The following is a 13,579-nucleotide window of genomic DNA, read 5'->3' on the forward strand; positions in this document are numbered from 1 at the left end:
GGTGATCACTGCTCCTCGGTGTCCTCGTGGGACAGAGCTCGGACGGTGCGGGACGGGCTGGGTCGGCCCAGGTGGGCGGCCATCCACGTGCTCGTGGCGACGAGGCGGCCGAGGTCGATGCCGGTGTCGATGCCGAGGCCCCGCAGCATCCACACGAGGTCTTCGGTGGCCAGGTTGCCCGTCGCCGACTTCGCGTACGGGCAGCCGCCCAGGCCGCCCGCCGAGGCGTCGACCGTCGTGACGCCCCGCTGGAGCGCCGCGAGGGTGTTGGCGAGGGCCTGGCCGTACGTGTCGTGGAAGTGGACGCCGAGGGCGGACGGCGGGATTCCCGCCTCCTCCAGGGCCGTGAGGAGCGCGGCCACGTGGCCCGGTGTCGCCACGCCGATCGTGTCGCCCAGGCTCAGTTCGTCGCAGCCCATGTCCAGCAGGGCCCTGCACACCTTCACCACCTGGGGGATCGGGACCGCGCCCTCCCACGGGTCGCCGAAGCACATGGAGAGGTAGCCGCGGACATGGACCTCCTGGGCCTTCGCGCGCCGCACCACCGGCTCGAACATCGCCAGCGCCTCGTCGACCGTGCGGTTGAGGTTGGCCTTGGCGAAGGACTCCGTGGCGCTGGCGAAGACCGCCACCCGCCGGGCGCCCAGGGCCAGGGCGCGGTCCAGGCCGCGTTCGTTCGGGACGAGGACCGGGAGGGCCACCGGGAGGTCGTCGACGAGAGGGAACAGCTGCTCCGCGTCCGCCAGTTGGGGGACCCACTTGGGGTGGACGAAGCTCGTCGCCTCGATCGTCGTCAGGCCCGCGTCGGCCAGGCGGCGGATGAACTCCGCCTTGATCTCCGTGGGGACCGTCGCCTTCTCGTTCTGCAGGCCGTCGCGCGCTCCCACCTCGTGGATGCGGACCCGGGCGGGGAGGCCCCCGGCCGGGACGGCCATCGGGAGTCCTGGGACTGTCATTCCGCCGCCTCCTCGTGGGGTGCGATGACCGCCAGGATCTGGTCCATGGCGACCGTGGTGCCGGGCGACACGTCCAGCTCGGTGACCTTGCCGGCGTGCGGGGCGGAGATGACGTGCTCCATCTTCATCGCCTCCACCACCAGCAGGCTCTGCCCCGCGGCCACCTCGTCGCCGACGGCGACCTTGACGACGGTCACCGTGCCGGGCATGGGCGCCGTGAGGGAATCAGCGCCCGCGTGGGCCGCGCGGGTCAGGGACGCGGCGACCGGGTCGTGGTCGCGGACGTGCCAGGCGTCGCCGTCGCGGCCGAGCCAGTCGGCGGCGCGGTGGAAGGTGTGCCGGACGCCGTCCAGCGTCACCGAGACCCGGTCGCCGGTGACCGTGGCGGTGCCGCGCGGGGTGTACTCCAGCGGGTCCTGCACCCGCAGGTGGAAGGCGGGCGGCTTCCGGTCCCCGCCGAGCCGCCAGCCGCTCGGGACCGAGAAGGGGTCCGTCCAGCCGCCCGGCTCGGGCTTCAGGGCCTCCAGGCGGACGGCCGCCGCCGCCTCGTAGACCTCCTCCGGCACGTCCGTGGAGACCAGATCCTCCACCTCGCGCTCCACCAGGCCGGTGTCCAGGTCGCCGGAGACCACCGCCGGGTGCGCGAGCAGGCGGCGCAGGAAGCCGGCGTTCGTCTGCACCCCGAGCGTGACCGTCTCCGCCAGGGCCGCGCGGAGCTTGCGCAGGGCGGTCGCGCGGTCGGGGCCGTACGCGATGACCTTGGAGAGCATCGGGTCGTAGAGGCTGCCGACCTCCGTGCCCTCCGTGAGGCCCGAGTCGGTGCGGACGCCGTCGCCCTGCGGCTCGCGCAGCCGCAGGACCGTGCCGCCGGAGGGGAGGAAGCCGCGGGCCGGGTCCTCGGCGCAGATGCGGGCCTCCACCGCGTGGCCGGTCAGCCGTACGTCCTCCTGCGCGAAGCCGAGGGGTTCCCCGGCCGCCACCCGCAGCTGCCACTCGACCAGGTCGAGGCCGGTGATGAGCTCCGTCACCGGGTGCTCCACCTGGAGGCGGGTGTTCATCTCCATGAAGTAGTACGACGACGGGTCGTTGCCGGGGACGATGAACTCCACCGTGCCCGCGCCCCGGTAGCCGCAGGAGCGGGCCGCCTGGACCGCCGCCTCGCCCATCGCGGCACGCGTCTCCTCGTCGAGCAGGACGCTCGGCGCCTCCTCGATGATCTTCTGGTGGCGGCGCTGGAGGGAGCACTCGCGCTCCCCGAGGTGGACCACGTTCCCATGGCCGTCCGCCAGGACCTGGATCTCGATGTGGCGGGGGCGGTCGATCCAGCGCTCGACGAGGAGCGTGTCGTCACCGAAGGAGGCGCGGGCCTCGCGGCGGGCCGCGGCGATCTCCTCCTCCAGCCGGGTCAGGTCCCGCACCAGGCGCATGCCCTTGCCGCCGCCGCCCGCGCTCGGCTTCAGCAGCACCGGCGCGCCCAGCTCGCGGGCCGCCTCGGCCAGCTCCGGGTCGCGGCCGCCGGGCACGACCGGCACACCGGCGTCCCGGACCGTCTCCTTGGCGCGGATCTTGTCGCCCATGAGCGCGATCGCGTCCGCCGGGGGGCCGATGAAGACCAGGCCGGCCTCGGCGCACGCGCGCGCGAAGGCGGCGTTCTCCGCGAGGAAGCCGTACCCGGGGTGGACGGCCTGGGCGCCCGTACGCGCCGCGGCCTGAAGCAGGCGCTCCACCGAGAGGTAGCTCTCGGACGCCGGGGGCGGTCCGATCCGCACCGCCGTGTCCGCCTCCCGGACATGCCGGGCGTCGGCGTCCGCGTCGGAGAAGACCGCCACCGAGCGCACGCCCATCGACCGCAGCGTACGGATCACCCGTACGGCGATCTCGCCCCGGTTGGCCACCAGCACTGTCTCGAACATCGTCGTCCGTCCCCTCACATCCGGAAGACGCCGAACTGGGGGTCACCCAGGGGCGCGTTGGCGCACGCGGTCAGGGCCAGGCCCAGGACCTGGCGGGTGTCCAGCGGGTCGATCACACCGTCGTCCCAGAGGCGGGCCGTCGCGTAGTAGGCATTCCCCTGCTGCTCGTACTGGGCGCGGATCGGGGCCTTGAAGGCCTCCTCGTCCTCCGCGGGCCAGGACTCGCCGCGCGCCTCCAGCTGGTCCCGCTTGACCGTGGCGAGGACCGAGGCGGCCTGCTCGCCGCCCATGACCGAGATCTTGGCGTTCGGCCACATCCACAGGAAGCGGGGGGAGTACGCCCTGCCGCACATGGAGTAGTTGCCCGCGCCGTACGAGCCGCCGACCACGACCGTGAGCTTCGGTACGCGTGTGCAGGCCACGGCCGTGACCATCTTGGCGCCGTGCTTGGCGATGCCGCCCGCCTCGTAGTCCTTGCCGACCATGAAGCCGGAGATGTTCTGCAGGAACACCAGCGGGATGCCGCGCTGGTCGCACAGCTCGATGAAGTGGGCGCCCTTCTGGGCGGACTCGGAGAACAGGATGCCGTTGTTGGCGACGATGCCCACCGGGTGGCCGTGGATCCGGGCGAAGCCGGTGACCAGGGTCTGGCCGAACTCGGACTTGAACTCGGCGAAACGGGAGCCGTCGACGACGCGGGCGATGATCTCGCGTACGTCGTACGGGGTGCGGGAGTCGACCGGGACGGCGCCGTAGAGGCTGTGGGGGTCGACCTTGGGCTCTGTGGGATCGGTGACCTCCCAGGGGAGGGGGCCCCGGGCGGGGAGGGTGGAGACGATCGTGCGGACGATGCGCAGGGCGTGCGCGTCGTTCTCCGCGAGGTGGTCCGTGACGCCTGAGACGCGGGAGTGGACCTCGCCGCCGCCCAGCTCCTCCGCCGTGACGACCTCGCCCGTGGCCGCCTTCACCAGGGGCGGGCCGCCCAGGAAGATCGTGCCCTGGTTGCGGACGATCACCGCCTCGTCGCTCATCGCCGGGACGTACGCCCCGCCGGCCGTGCAGGAGCCGAGGACCGCGGCGATCTGGGGGATGCCGGCGCCGGACATGCGGGCCTGGTTGTAGAAGATCCGGCCGAAGTGGTCGCGGTCCGGGAAGACCTCGTCCTGCATGGGCAGGAACGCGCCGCCGGAGTCCACCAGGTAGACGCAGGGGAGGCGGTTGTCGAGGGCGACCTCCTGGGCGCGGAGGTGCTTCTTGACCGTCATCGGGTAGTACGTGCCGCCCTTGACCGTGGCGTCGTTGGCGATGATCACCGTCTCGCGGCCGCTGACCCGGCCGATGCCCGCGATGACGCCTGCGGCCGGGGCCTGGTCCTCGTACATCCCGTCGGCCGCGAGCGGGGCCAGCTCCAGGAAGGGCGAGCCCGGGTCGAGGAGGGTGTCGACGCGGTCGCGGGGGAGCAGCTTGCCGCGCGCCGTGTGGCGGGCGCGGGCCTTCTCGCCGCCGCCCTGGGCCGCCCTGGCCAGCTTGGCGCGCAGCTCCTCCACGAGGGTGCGGTGCGCCTCCTCGTTGGCCCGAAAGGCCTCCGACGCGGGGTCTGCCGCGCTCGTGAGCTCCGGTGCCTCGTGCATCCTGCGGTCCCCTCACCTTGTTAATGAGCGTTAACGCATTTCCTTCAGGTTAACGAGCGCTAACCTCCCTGTCTAGAATTGATTCCATGGCCACCAGAACCGACGCCCCCACCCGCCGTGAGCAGATCCTCAAGGAGGCCGCGCGGCTCTTCGCCGAGCGGGGCTTCCACGGGGTCGGAGTCGACGAGATAGGCGCCGCGGTCGGGATCAGCGGACCCGGGCTGTACCGGCACTTCGCGGGCAAGGACGCGATGCTCGCGGAGCTGCTGGTGGGGATCAGCGGGCAGCTGCTGACCGGGGCGAAGCGGAGGGTTGCGGAGGCGGACGGGGGTGCGGGGGCGGAGGCGGTCCTCGACTCGCTGATCGAGGGGCATATCGACTTCGCGCTCGATGACCGGCCTCTGATCACCCTGCACGACCGGGAGCTGGATCGCCTCCGGGACAGCGACCGGAAGATGGTGCGGCAGCTGCAGCGGCAGTACGTGGAGCTGTGGGTGGGGGTGGTCCGGGAGGTGTACCCGGGGCTGGGTGAGCCTGCGGCTCGGTCTGCCGTGCACTCGGTGTTCGGCTTGCTGAACTCGACGCCGCACTTGGGTAGGGGCGGGTCGTTGCCCGGGCGGGGGGCCACGGCGGAGTTGTTGCATCGGATGGCTCGGGGGGCGTTCGCGGCGGCGGGGGGTTGACCGGGGGGTTTTGCCCACCCGCCCGCCCGACACGGTTGGCCAGGGGGCCGGCCTCGCCCGGGGCTCCGCCCCAGACCCGACATGCCTTTCACCAGCGAAAAGGCCACCAACCACTGCATCCGCCGCCCTGGACATGCTCACGGGCCGTGAGTACCTGCGTGTGTCGCAGGACAGCTCTGGACATCAGCGCTCCGTCACGAGCAGCACGACGACAAATTTGGCGCAGCAGCGTGCGGCATCCCGACCCCCGCTGGTAGCGGAGGCGGGTGGGCACGCTCGTACTGGTCGTGCCAAGCAGCGATGGTGAAGAACAGTGCAGCGGCTGCCAAAAGCAGTTGGACCGCACCTGCGAACGGATGTGCCGAGTGCAGGAAGATCACGGCGATCACGAGCACGCCCAACGTGAACCCGCCGAACCAGAGGATCGGAACCCAGTCCATCGCGGGTGCCACGGTTTGCTCGTCCGCACTGCCCCATCCACGGATGACCGACGTCAACCCCAGCAGAAAAGCGACCGGGATTTCGATGAGCAGCACGATCAGGCTTATGCAGCCACCTGCGAACCCGTCGCCTCGCACGTTCGAAGGCTTCCCGGGGCGGTCATCGTTCTCCGGCAAGCGCCGTACACGCGTACTCCGCTCGAAGCGCATGGTCACACGCTCGTACATGAAGCCGTGCACTGCATCACGGTTCACCAGGCCGAGACCGAGTCGTGGCCGTATCACGCAGCGGCCTGCGGCGGACCATGGGCCGCCCTGAGGCGAACGATCTGCTGGTTGTGGCGGCCAAGGAGACCGCACCGCGGGCCCGGTGGCCCGTCGCGAGCGGGGTCCGTGCCGGTGTCACGCCGGATCGATGACCTTCCTGCGCATGTGCCCATAAACCACCGACGTCCGTACGTCGGCGAGCTCCGGGCGCTTCGCCAGCTTCTCCAGGACCACTGCGTGCAGATGGTCGGTGTCCCGGACGGCGACGTGCACGAGGAAGTCGTCGTTCCCGGTGAGGACGAAGATCGAGATGACCTCGGGCATCCCCTCCAAGAAGGTCTGGAAGGCCTCGATCACGGCACGTGTCGGCGGGCGGACCCGTACGGCGATCACCGCCTGCAACCCGCGGCCGATCGCCGCGAGGTCTGCCTCCGCATGAAATCCCGTCAGGATGCCGCTCTTGCGCAGCGACCGGATGCGCTCCAGACACGTGGACGGGGCGATACCGAGTTCCTGGGCCATGTCCCGGTTGGTGCGCCGACCGTCCTCCTGGAGCATCCGCACCAACGCCGAATCAAGTTCGTCCACGCTTGCCTCACTCCGCCGGATTCCGAAGGTAATTCGGACCCTTCGCATTACCTTCGATGATCTTGTTAACCTCCAGCCTAGTTGACCGATGTTTGTTCGGTCACAGTGCGGTGGGCGGCAGTGGGTAGTGGAGAGGGGCGAGTTGCTATGCGTGAACGAGGACCCACGGTGTGGGCGGTGTGTGCGGTCATGGCGGCCGCGCTGTTCTGGAGCAGTTCGTACGCGGTGACCAAGCAGGTGCTGGAGGATGTCGGCCCGCTCAGTATCGGCGCCATCAGGTTCACCCTCGCGGCGTTACTCCTGGGCGTGATGGTACGGCTGAGCAGGCACCGCCCGGCCCGTCCGGACCCCCGGCAGCGGCGGCAGCTCTACCTGAGCGGGTTCCTCGGCATCACTGTGTACTTCATCCTCGAGAACGTCGGCGTCGACCTGTCCACGGCATCCGACGCGTCGCTGATCGTGGCCACGTACCCGCTGATGACGATGCTGGTGGAACTGGTCGTCTTCCGCACCCGGATGCCGCTGCCGCGTGTGACGGGCGTGCTGCTGGCCACCGTCGGCGCCTTCCTCGTCGTACGCAACGGGGCCGAGGTCGGCGGCAGTTCGCGCTGGCTGGGGGACATCCTGCTGCTGCTCGGCGGGCTGGCCTGGGCCGGCTACAACGTGCTCGGCAAGCGCGCGAGCGCCGGCCAGGACGCCGCGAGCGTCACCTACTACCAGACCCTGGCGGGCGCGGCCGGCTTCCTGCTCGCGTCCCTGCTGGAGGCCGACGACTGGCGGGTGCCGGGCGCGGCCGCCTCATCACTGCTGGTCTATCTGGCCGTGGCGTGCTCGGTCGGCGGCTTCCTGCTCTACAACTACGGCCTGCGCAGGATGGCGTCGAGCGTCGCGGTCAACATCCTCAACCTGGTACCGGTCTTCGGCGTCATCGGCGCCGTCGTGATCAACGGGGAGTCGATCCGGCTCGCCCAGGTGACGGGCGGCCTGATCATCATCGCCGGGGTGGCGCTGGGCATGATCGAGCGGGGACAGGAAGCCACGGCGAATCCGGGCGCGAGGGGAAGCGAGCCTTCCGGGACTGCGGCCGCTCGGACTACGGCAGAGGCGGGGCCCGTGCCGGACGAGCCCGAAGCGGCTGTACCGACCGCGCGTGGAGTGATCGACGGGGCCCGGTAGCCGCCAGGGGGTGTCGCGGCGACAGTCTCCGGTGGTGCAGGCGGCGCCCTAGGTGATGGGCGGACGCGACGGACTCTGGGCCACGTCCGTCGCCGACACCCCGTCAGCGGCAATCAGTTTCCATGCGGGTGGCCTGACGCTCACCAACGAGTACGGACCCGCAGTGCGCGCCAAACTGTCCTCAGGGATTCCGGCTGCCTCTAGTGCCCTCTGTAGCGCGTCCTTGTGTTCTCATGACGAGCGTCCGGACGCTGCACCCATCCTGTGACGCGCCTCGCAAGCCCCTCGTGCGGGGCATCCCGCCCATCCGCTCCCGACGCGGGCGCCGGCGGCGACGGCCGGCCAAGTTCCAGGGGACAAGGGCTACGACTACGACCACCTGCGCCGATGGCTTCGGTCCCGGAGCATCACCCCGCGCATTGCCCGCAAGGGCATCGAGTCCTCCCGGCGGCTGGGCCGTCACCGTTGGACGGTGGCCTGGCGGGCTGCCGCCCACTGGACGGGGCGACCGATTCACACGGCGCCGAGAAAGCCCGGATCAACTCCATCGAACTGTCGGCATGAGTCGCGGGCGACGCCAAGCAGCTCTCTCATGGGTACGGCTCGACGGCTGGTCGCGGAGATGTCCTGGCGCGCTTCGGCAGACCACAACGGCGGGAACAATGACAGGCCCTCAGCACCGTTCAGCGCCCGGACCTCCGCCTTCCAGCCAGGCCAGCGCAGATCGGCATAGAACTCATCGAGTGCCCCGGACACCAGCCAGGCCAGCCACGTGGAGTGACCGAGCCCCAGAGCCTCCCAACGAAGGGAATCCGGGGCAAAGTAGACAACCTCGCCAGGGGCGCCGGGACGGTCGGCGCCGGCGGGAGCGGCGGCATTGAGAGCGAAAGTGCCGCCCAGCACGTCGTGTGCCACCACCAAGCCGGTCTCCGGTCGCCACGCTGGGTCGAACGTTCCGGGGAACTGATTCACGTGAGCCAGACCCGGCACCCCATGCGCCGCTCCACTCACGGGGCTGCCGAAGACCCGCAGCCATCCGTCGTCCACCAGTAGCCCGCCGCAGTGCAGCACCACCGCGCCCAGGTATGACCTGGCCGTGGCCTGCAGCTGAAGAACCGACGCCCTACCCAGCTCGCTGTCGGATGGCAGCACCTCGACAGACACCGGACTCGCATCGAGTGTCTCCCTGAGTTCCGGCCAGGCCGGTTCCTCGACGTCGATCAGCTGGCTCAACTCACGCATGCCCGCATCGTCGCACCGCACCGTGCGTCCCGACCCGCAGGGCACTTCGCCACCGTGACGAGCATTACCCCACCCCCACCCTGGACGCTCCTTGATACTCGCCGGTATCTTGATATGAGCAAGCGCTTAGACAGCTGAGGTCCGTGGAGGTGGCGGCGTGCGCCGTACGGTGTTCAATGAGGATCACGAGGCGTTCCGGGAGACCCTTCGCGCCTTCATCGAGGCCGAGGTCGTACCCGTGTACGACGAGTGGTTCGCGGCGGGCCAGGCGCCCCGCGACTTCTACTACAAGCTCGGTGAGCTGGGCATCTTCGGGATCAACGTGCCGGAGGAGTACGGCGGCGCGGGCCTGGACAGCCACAAGTTCGAGGCCGTGCTGTACGAGGAGACCGCCCGCGCCGGCGTGCAGTTCGGCGGCTCCGGCGTGCACGTGCTGCTGGCCCTGCCCTACATCAAGATGCTGGCGACGGACGAGCAGAAGAAGCGGTACCTGCCGAAGTTCGTCACCGGCGAGGAGATGTGGGCCATCGCGATGACGGAGCCGGGCACCGGTTCCGACCTCGCGGGGATGAAGTCCACCGCCAAGCTGAGCGAGGACGGGACGCACTACGTCCTCAACGGCGCCAAGACCTTCATCACGGGTGGCGTGCACGCCGACCGCGTGATCGTCTGCGCTCGCACCTCCGCGCCCACCGCCGAGGACCGCCGCCACGGCATCTCCCTGTTCGCCGTGGACACCAAGTCCGAGGGCTACTCCGTCGGCCGCAAGCTCGACAAGCTCGGCCTGAAGACCTCCGACACCGCCGAGCTGGCGTTCGTCGACGTCAAGGTGCCCGTCGAGGACCTCCTCGGCGAGGAGAACAAGGGCTTCTACTACCTCGGCCACAACCTGGCCTCCGAGCGCTGGGGCATCGCCTTCGGCGCCTACGCCCAGGCCAAGGCCGCCGTCCGGTTCGCCAAGCAGTACGTGCAGGAGCGCACGGTCTTCGGCAAGCCGGTCGCGCACTTCCAGAACACCAAGTTCGAGCTGGCCGCCTGCCAGGCCGAGGTGGACGCCGCCGAGGCCGTCGCGGACCGCGCGACCGAGGCCCTCGACGCCGGTGAGCTCACCCCCGCCGAGGCCGCCTCCGCGAAGCTGTTCTGCACCGAGGTCGCCCACCGCGTCATCGACCGCTGCCTCCAGCTGCACGGCGGCTACGGCTACATGAACGAGTACCCGATCGCCCGCCTGTACGCGGACAACCGCGTCAACCGCATCTACGGCGGCACCAGCGAGATCATGAAGTCGATCATCGCGAAGGACATGGGGCTGTAAGGTCCACGAAATCCCTGCCCTATACAACTGGCCCATGAGTCAGGCACTTCAGGACCTCCTCGATCTGCTCGACCTGGAGCAGATCGAGGAGGACATCTTCCGCGGCCGGTCCCGGTCCGCCGTCGTCCCCCGGGTCTTCGGCGGGCAGGTCGCGGCCCAGGCGCTCGTCGCCGCCGGGCGGACGGTCCCCGAGGACCGGCCCGCGCACTCGCTGCACGCGTACTTCCTGCGCCCGGGCGACCCCGGCGCGCCCATCGTCTACACCGTCGACCGCATACGCGACGGCCGCTCCTTCACCACCCGCCGGGTGGTCGCCGTCCAGCACGGGAAGCCGATCTTCCATCTGTCGGCTTCCTTCCAGGTGGACGAGGACGGGCTGGATCACCAGAAGCCGATGCCCGCCTCGCCCGATCCCGCCACGCTGCCGACCGGCGAGGAACGGCTGCGCGGGTACGGGCATCTCGACCCGGTCGTGGTGGAGAAGTTCCTGGAGGTGCGGGCCGCCGTCGATCTGCGGTACGTCGACGAGCCGCCGTACGGGAAGTTCGGCGAGCCGCGCGAGCCGCACTCGCAGGTGTGGTTCCGCACCAACGGCAAGCTGGCCGACGACCCGCTGCTGCACGTCGTCCTCGCCACCTACGTCTCCGACATGACGCTGCTCGACTCCGTGCTGCTCGCGCACGGGCGCGGCGGATGGGCCGTCGGGGATGTCGTGGGGGCCTCGCTGGATCACGCGATGTGGTTCCACCGGCCGTTCCGCGCGGACGAGTGGCTGCTGTACGACCAGGAGTCCCCGTCCGCGTACGGCGGCCGGGGACTGGGACAGGCCCGGATCTACACGCAGGACGGGCGGCTGGCCATCACGGTGATCCAGGAGGGCGTGGTCCGCGTCCCGCGCGAGCCGGGAGCTAGCTGAGGCCCGCCTCCGCCAGCAGGTAGGCCGTCATCGGGTCGTAGTGGCGGGGGCTGACCACGTGGTCGTCGAGGGGCACCGTCACCTGCACGGTGCCCTCGGCCTCGGCGAGGAAGAGGGCCGGGTCGTTGGAGTCGGCGTAGCCGACGGAGTCCACGCCGTGCTGTCCCGCGTAGCCCGCCCAGCCGTGGTCGGCGACGACCAGGTCGGGCAGCGGGCGGCCCTCGCGCTCCATGGCGGTCAGGATGGCCTTCATCGGCTCGCCCGAGTGGGTGTGCCACAGGGTGGCGCCGTGCTCCAGCACCGCCACGTCCGCGAACTGCATGACGTAGCCCTCCTCCGTCGTCAGCCCCTCCGGGATGACGACGATCTCGCAGCCGGCCGCGCGCAGGGCCGCCGCGGTCGCGCGGTGCACGTCGAGCAGGCCGCCGGGGTGGCCGGTGGCGAAGAGGACCCGCTGCTGCCCGTCCGCCGCCTTGCGCAGCCGCCCGGCCATCCGCTCCAGACCGGCGACGGTCAGCTCCGGGTCGATGGTGTCCTGGCCGTACCGGTGCTCGGGGTCGTCGTTCACGCCGACCCGCTCCGCCATCACCGCGAGGACGTCCTGCTCGTCGCTCCAGCGGTCGCCGAGTTCCAGGCCGAGCCAGTAGTGGCGGTCGCCGTTCGCCAGCTTGCGGTAGTGGGAGAGGTTGTTCTCGCGCGGGGTGGCGACGTCGCCCGCGATGCGCGTCCTGACGAGGTGCTCGACGAGTTCGGCGCGGCTGGGTGTCCCGGGTATCGGCATGGCTCCCATTGTGAGGCAGCCTCCTGTGGGCGTCCCTGGCGTATCGCACGCTGGGACGTGCGTCACGTACTCAGAGGGGACCCCCGTGACGTACTCAGAGGGACCCGGTGACGTCATCAGACGTGGCGCAGCGCGAACCAGAGTTCCATGCGGGTGTCCGGGTCGTCGAGGTCCGTCTCCAGCAGGGCCGCGCAGCGGGCGATGCGCTGCCGGACGGTGTTGCGGTGCACGGACAGGGCGACCGCCGTGCGGTCCCAACTGCCGTGCAGGGAGAGCCAGGCGCGCAGGGTCTCGGTGAGCGCGGGGTGGGCAGTGACCGGGGCGAGGAGCGTGCGGGCGTGGGCCGCCGCCTCGTCGGCCGGGACCAGGTCGGCGAGGGCGGGGCGGGCGCTGTGCCGGAGCAGCGGGGCCCGGGTGGCGCGGGCCCGGGCCAGGGCGCGGGCCGCCTGGGTGTCGGCTACGGGCCAGTCGGGCGGCGCGACGGCGGCGCTGACGCCCAGGGTCCAGCCGGGCAGCGGGGCCGGTGCCCGGTCGGCCGGGACCAGAACGCGTACGGTGTCGCCCGCCGGGTCGACCAGGGCGGAACCGAGCGCGGCACCCAGCGCGGAGGCCGCGACGGGGTCGGGGGCGGCGTCCCCGTCCGGCCGGGCGTGCACGACGAGCCACCGCTCACCGCCCAGCAGCGACGCGACCTCCTCGGGCGGCGCGCCCAGCAGCAGCCGCACCAGGGCGGCGGAACGGGCCGCACCGCTGCCGCTGTGCTGCTCGCCGGTGAGGAGGGAGAGCAGCACGGCGGCGACGGAGGCGATGGTGTGGTCACCGGGGGCGCGGTGCGCGGTGGCGACCCCGAGCACGAAGCCGTGCCCGGCGCCGAGCGCGTAGACCGCGAGGTGGGTGCCGGAGACGGTGTCGGTGGCGGAGGTGGGGGCGGGGCGCTCGCCCGGGCCCTCGGCCGGCCGGACCACTCCCGCGAGCCCTGCCAGCGCCGATGTCACCGCACTCCCCGGCTCCCGCCCGGCCCCCGCGACCTCCGCCCCCTCCGGCCCGTACAGCACGGCCCGGCCGCCCAGCCGCTGGGCGAGCCGGCGGAGGACCGACGGGACCGGGTCGGGGCGGGACGCGGCGGCGGCCAGGCTCTGCTGGGCCTCGGTCACGCGGCGGAGTTCGGCCAGGCGGGCCTGGGCCATCAGCTGCCAGACCGCGCGGGCCACACCCGAGAACGTGGTCTGCGGCGGCACCTCCAGCAGCGGCAGGCCGCGCCGGTCGCAGGCCTCGACCAGCGCCCTGGGCACCGTGTCGTGCACCGGCGCCACCCCGAACCCCAGGGCCGCGCCGCCCGCGGCCACGATCCGGGAGACGTAGTCGTCGAAGTAGGTCCCCGTGCCCGCCGCCTCGGGGATGTGCACGCCCGCCGTGAGCAGCAGTTCTCCGCCCAGCAGATAGGGGTACGGGTCCGCCATCTCCGAGGTGTGCACCCAGTGCACGACCGTGTCCGGGCCGGCGGGACCAGCGATCCGCCGCAGCGCCAGGTCCTCGCGGGCCAGCAGGGCGGACAGCCGTACCGGTGGGGTGGGTGGGACAGCCGCCTCCGGCATGGTGTGCGTTCCCTCCAGCCAGTGCCGCTCCGATGGATGAAACGTACACTTCGCGGTCGCTTTCCGGCCACCTAGG

The 13,579-nt window shown here is 71.3% G+C and carries 12 protein-coding genes and 1 pseudogene; 5 read left to right on the forward strand and 8 right to left on the reverse strand.

From position 1 onward, the window contains the following. Nucleotides 1-5 precede the first annotated feature (5 nt). The 3 genes from IE255_RS01355 to IE255_RS01365 are packed head-to-tail and all read right to left on the reverse strand — an operon-like array spanning nucleotide 6 to nucleotide 4,500. Nucleotides 6-956 (reverse strand): hydroxymethylglutaryl-CoA lyase, encoded by a 951-nt coding sequence (locus tag IE255_RS01355; RefSeq protein WP_190048226.1) that lies wholly within the window; start codon nucleotides 954-956, stop codon nucleotides 6-8. Then, entirely contained in the window at nucleotides 953-2,869 is a 1,917-nt protein-coding gene (locus IE255_RS01360) for an acetyl/propionyl/methylcrotonyl-CoA carboxylase subunit alpha (RefSeq protein WP_190048227.1), read from the reverse strand. Before IE255_RS01360 ends, IE255_RS01355 begins: the two co-directional genes overlap by 4 nt. 14 nt (nucleotides 2,870-2,883) lie before the next feature. Next, nucleotides 2,884-4,500, reverse strand: coding sequence for a carboxyl transferase domain-containing protein (locus IE255_RS01365; RefSeq protein ID WP_190048228.1), 1,617 nt, complete (start codon nucleotides 4,498-4,500; stop codon nucleotides 2,884-2,886). 86 nt (nucleotides 4,501-4,586) lie between these two features. On the opposite strand from IE255_RS01365, the gene IE255_RS01370 reads away from it, so the two are divergent. Beyond that, the gene (locus IE255_RS01370; RefSeq protein WP_190048229.1) at nucleotides 4,587-5,183 is read left to right on the forward strand and encodes an SACE_7040 family transcriptional regulator; all 597 of its coding nucleotides are present in this window, start codon (nucleotides 4,587-4,589) and stop codon (nucleotides 5,181-5,183) included. Between the two features lie 194 nt (nucleotides 5,184-5,377). Here the strand turns inward: IE255_RS01370 and IE255_RS01375 are convergent, their stop codons facing one another. Continuing rightward, entirely contained in the window at nucleotides 5,378-5,719 is a 342-nt protein-coding gene (locus tag IE255_RS01375; RefSeq protein ID WP_190048230.1) for a DUF6234 family protein, read from the reverse strand. A 306-nt stretch (nucleotides 5,720-6,025) separates the two neighbouring features. Beyond that, nucleotides 6,026-6,478, reverse strand: coding sequence for an Lrp/AsnC family transcriptional regulator (locus IE255_RS01380; RefSeq protein WP_190048231.1), 453 nt, complete (start codon nucleotides 6,476-6,478; stop codon nucleotides 6,026-6,028). Nucleotides 6,479-6,625: 147 nt separating this feature from the next. Between IE255_RS01380 and IE255_RS01385 the strand changes: the two genes are divergently transcribed. Together IE255_RS01385 and IE255_RS01390 are read left to right on the forward strand one after the other, a co-directional pair. Further along, entirely contained in the window at nucleotides 6,626-7,654 is a 1,029-nt protein-coding gene (locus IE255_RS01385) for a DMT family transporter (RefSeq protein ID WP_190048232.1), read from the forward strand. Nucleotides 7,655-7,950: 296 nt separating this feature from the next. After that, nucleotides 7,951-8,141 (forward strand): annotated as a pseudogene (locus IE255_RS01390) (IS5/IS1182 family transposase); the annotation flags it as partial. Between the two features lie 26 nt (nucleotides 8,142-8,167). Here the strand turns inward: IE255_RS01390 and IE255_RS01395 are convergent. Beyond that, complete coding sequence (locus tag IE255_RS01395; RefSeq protein WP_190048233.1) at nucleotides 8,168-8,896, reverse strand: DUF2625 family protein; 729 nt, start codon at nucleotides 8,894-8,896, stop codon at nucleotides 8,168-8,170. Between the two features lie 157 nt (nucleotides 8,897-9,053). On the opposite strand from IE255_RS01395, the gene IE255_RS01400 reads away from it, so the two are divergent. Then, nucleotides 9,054-10,211 carry an acyl-CoA dehydrogenase family protein gene (locus IE255_RS01400; RefSeq protein ID WP_190048234.1) on the forward strand — a complete coding sequence of 386 codons (1,158 nt, stop codon included), beginning with the start codon at nucleotides 9,054-9,056 and terminating at the stop codon, nucleotides 10,209-10,211. Between the two features lie 34 nt (nucleotides 10,212-10,245). Continuing rightward, a complete protein-coding gene (locus IE255_RS01405; protein WP_190048235.1) occupies nucleotides 10,246-11,127 on the forward strand; it encodes an acyl-CoA thioesterase in 882 nt (293 codons plus the stop codon). On the opposite strand, the gene IE255_RS01410 is transcribed toward IE255_RS01405, so the two are convergent. Next, nucleotides 11,120-11,908 (reverse strand): phosphatase, encoded by a 789-nt coding sequence (locus IE255_RS01410; protein ID WP_190048236.1) that lies wholly within the window; start codon nucleotides 11,906-11,908, stop codon nucleotides 11,120-11,122. The genes IE255_RS01405 and IE255_RS01410 overlap by 8 nt on opposite strands. Before the next feature lie 116 nt (nucleotides 11,909-12,024). Next, nucleotides 12,025-13,503 carry a PucR family transcriptional regulator gene (locus tag IE255_RS01415; RefSeq protein WP_190048237.1) on the reverse strand — a complete coding sequence of 493 codons (1,479 nt, stop codon included), beginning with the start codon at nucleotides 13,501-13,503 and terminating at the stop codon, nucleotides 12,025-12,027. Nucleotides 13,504-13,579 lie beyond the last annotated feature (76 nt).

Source organism: Streptomyces lomondensis (assembly GCF_014651035.1).
GTDB lineage: Bacteria > Actinomycetota > Actinomycetes > Streptomycetales > Streptomycetaceae > Streptomyces > Streptomyces lomondensis.

Bases quoted from the DNA above. Each gene is read 5' to 3' on its own strand.
- IE255_RS01405 (WP_190048235.1), top strand. From the start codon at position 10,246: ATGAGTCAGGCACTTCAGGACCTCCTCGATCTGCTCGACCTGGAGCAG.
- IE255_RS01395 (WP_190048233.1), bottom strand. From the start codon at position 8,896: ATGCGTGAGTTGAGCCAGCTGATCGACGTCGAGGAACCGGCCTGGCCG.
- IE255_RS01355 (WP_190048226.1), bottom strand. From the start codon at position 956: ATGACAGTCCCAGGACTCCCGATGGCCGTCCCGGCCGGGGGCCTCCCC.
- IE255_RS01410 (WP_190048236.1), bottom strand. From the start codon at position 11,908: ATGCCGATACCCGGGACACCCAGCCGCGCCGAACTCGTCGAGCACCTC.
- IE255_RS01365 (WP_190048228.1), bottom strand. From the start codon at position 4,500: ATGCACGAGGCACCGGAGCTCACGAGCGCGGCAGACCCCGCGTCGGAG.
- IE255_RS01370 (WP_190048229.1), top strand. From the start codon at position 4,587: ATGGCCACCAGAACCGACGCCCCCACCCGCCGTGAGCAGATCCTCAAG.
- IE255_RS01360 (WP_190048227.1), bottom strand. From the start codon at position 2,869: ATGTTCGAGACAGTGCTGGTGGCCAACCGGGGCGAGATCGCCGTACGG.
- IE255_RS01385 (WP_190048232.1), top strand. From the start codon at position 6,626: ATGCGTGAACGAGGACCCACGGTGTGGGCGGTGTGTGCGGTCATGGCG.
- IE255_RS01415 (WP_190048237.1), bottom strand. From the start codon at position 13,503: ATGCCGGAGGCGGCTGTCCCACCCACCCCACCGGTACGGCTGTCCGCC.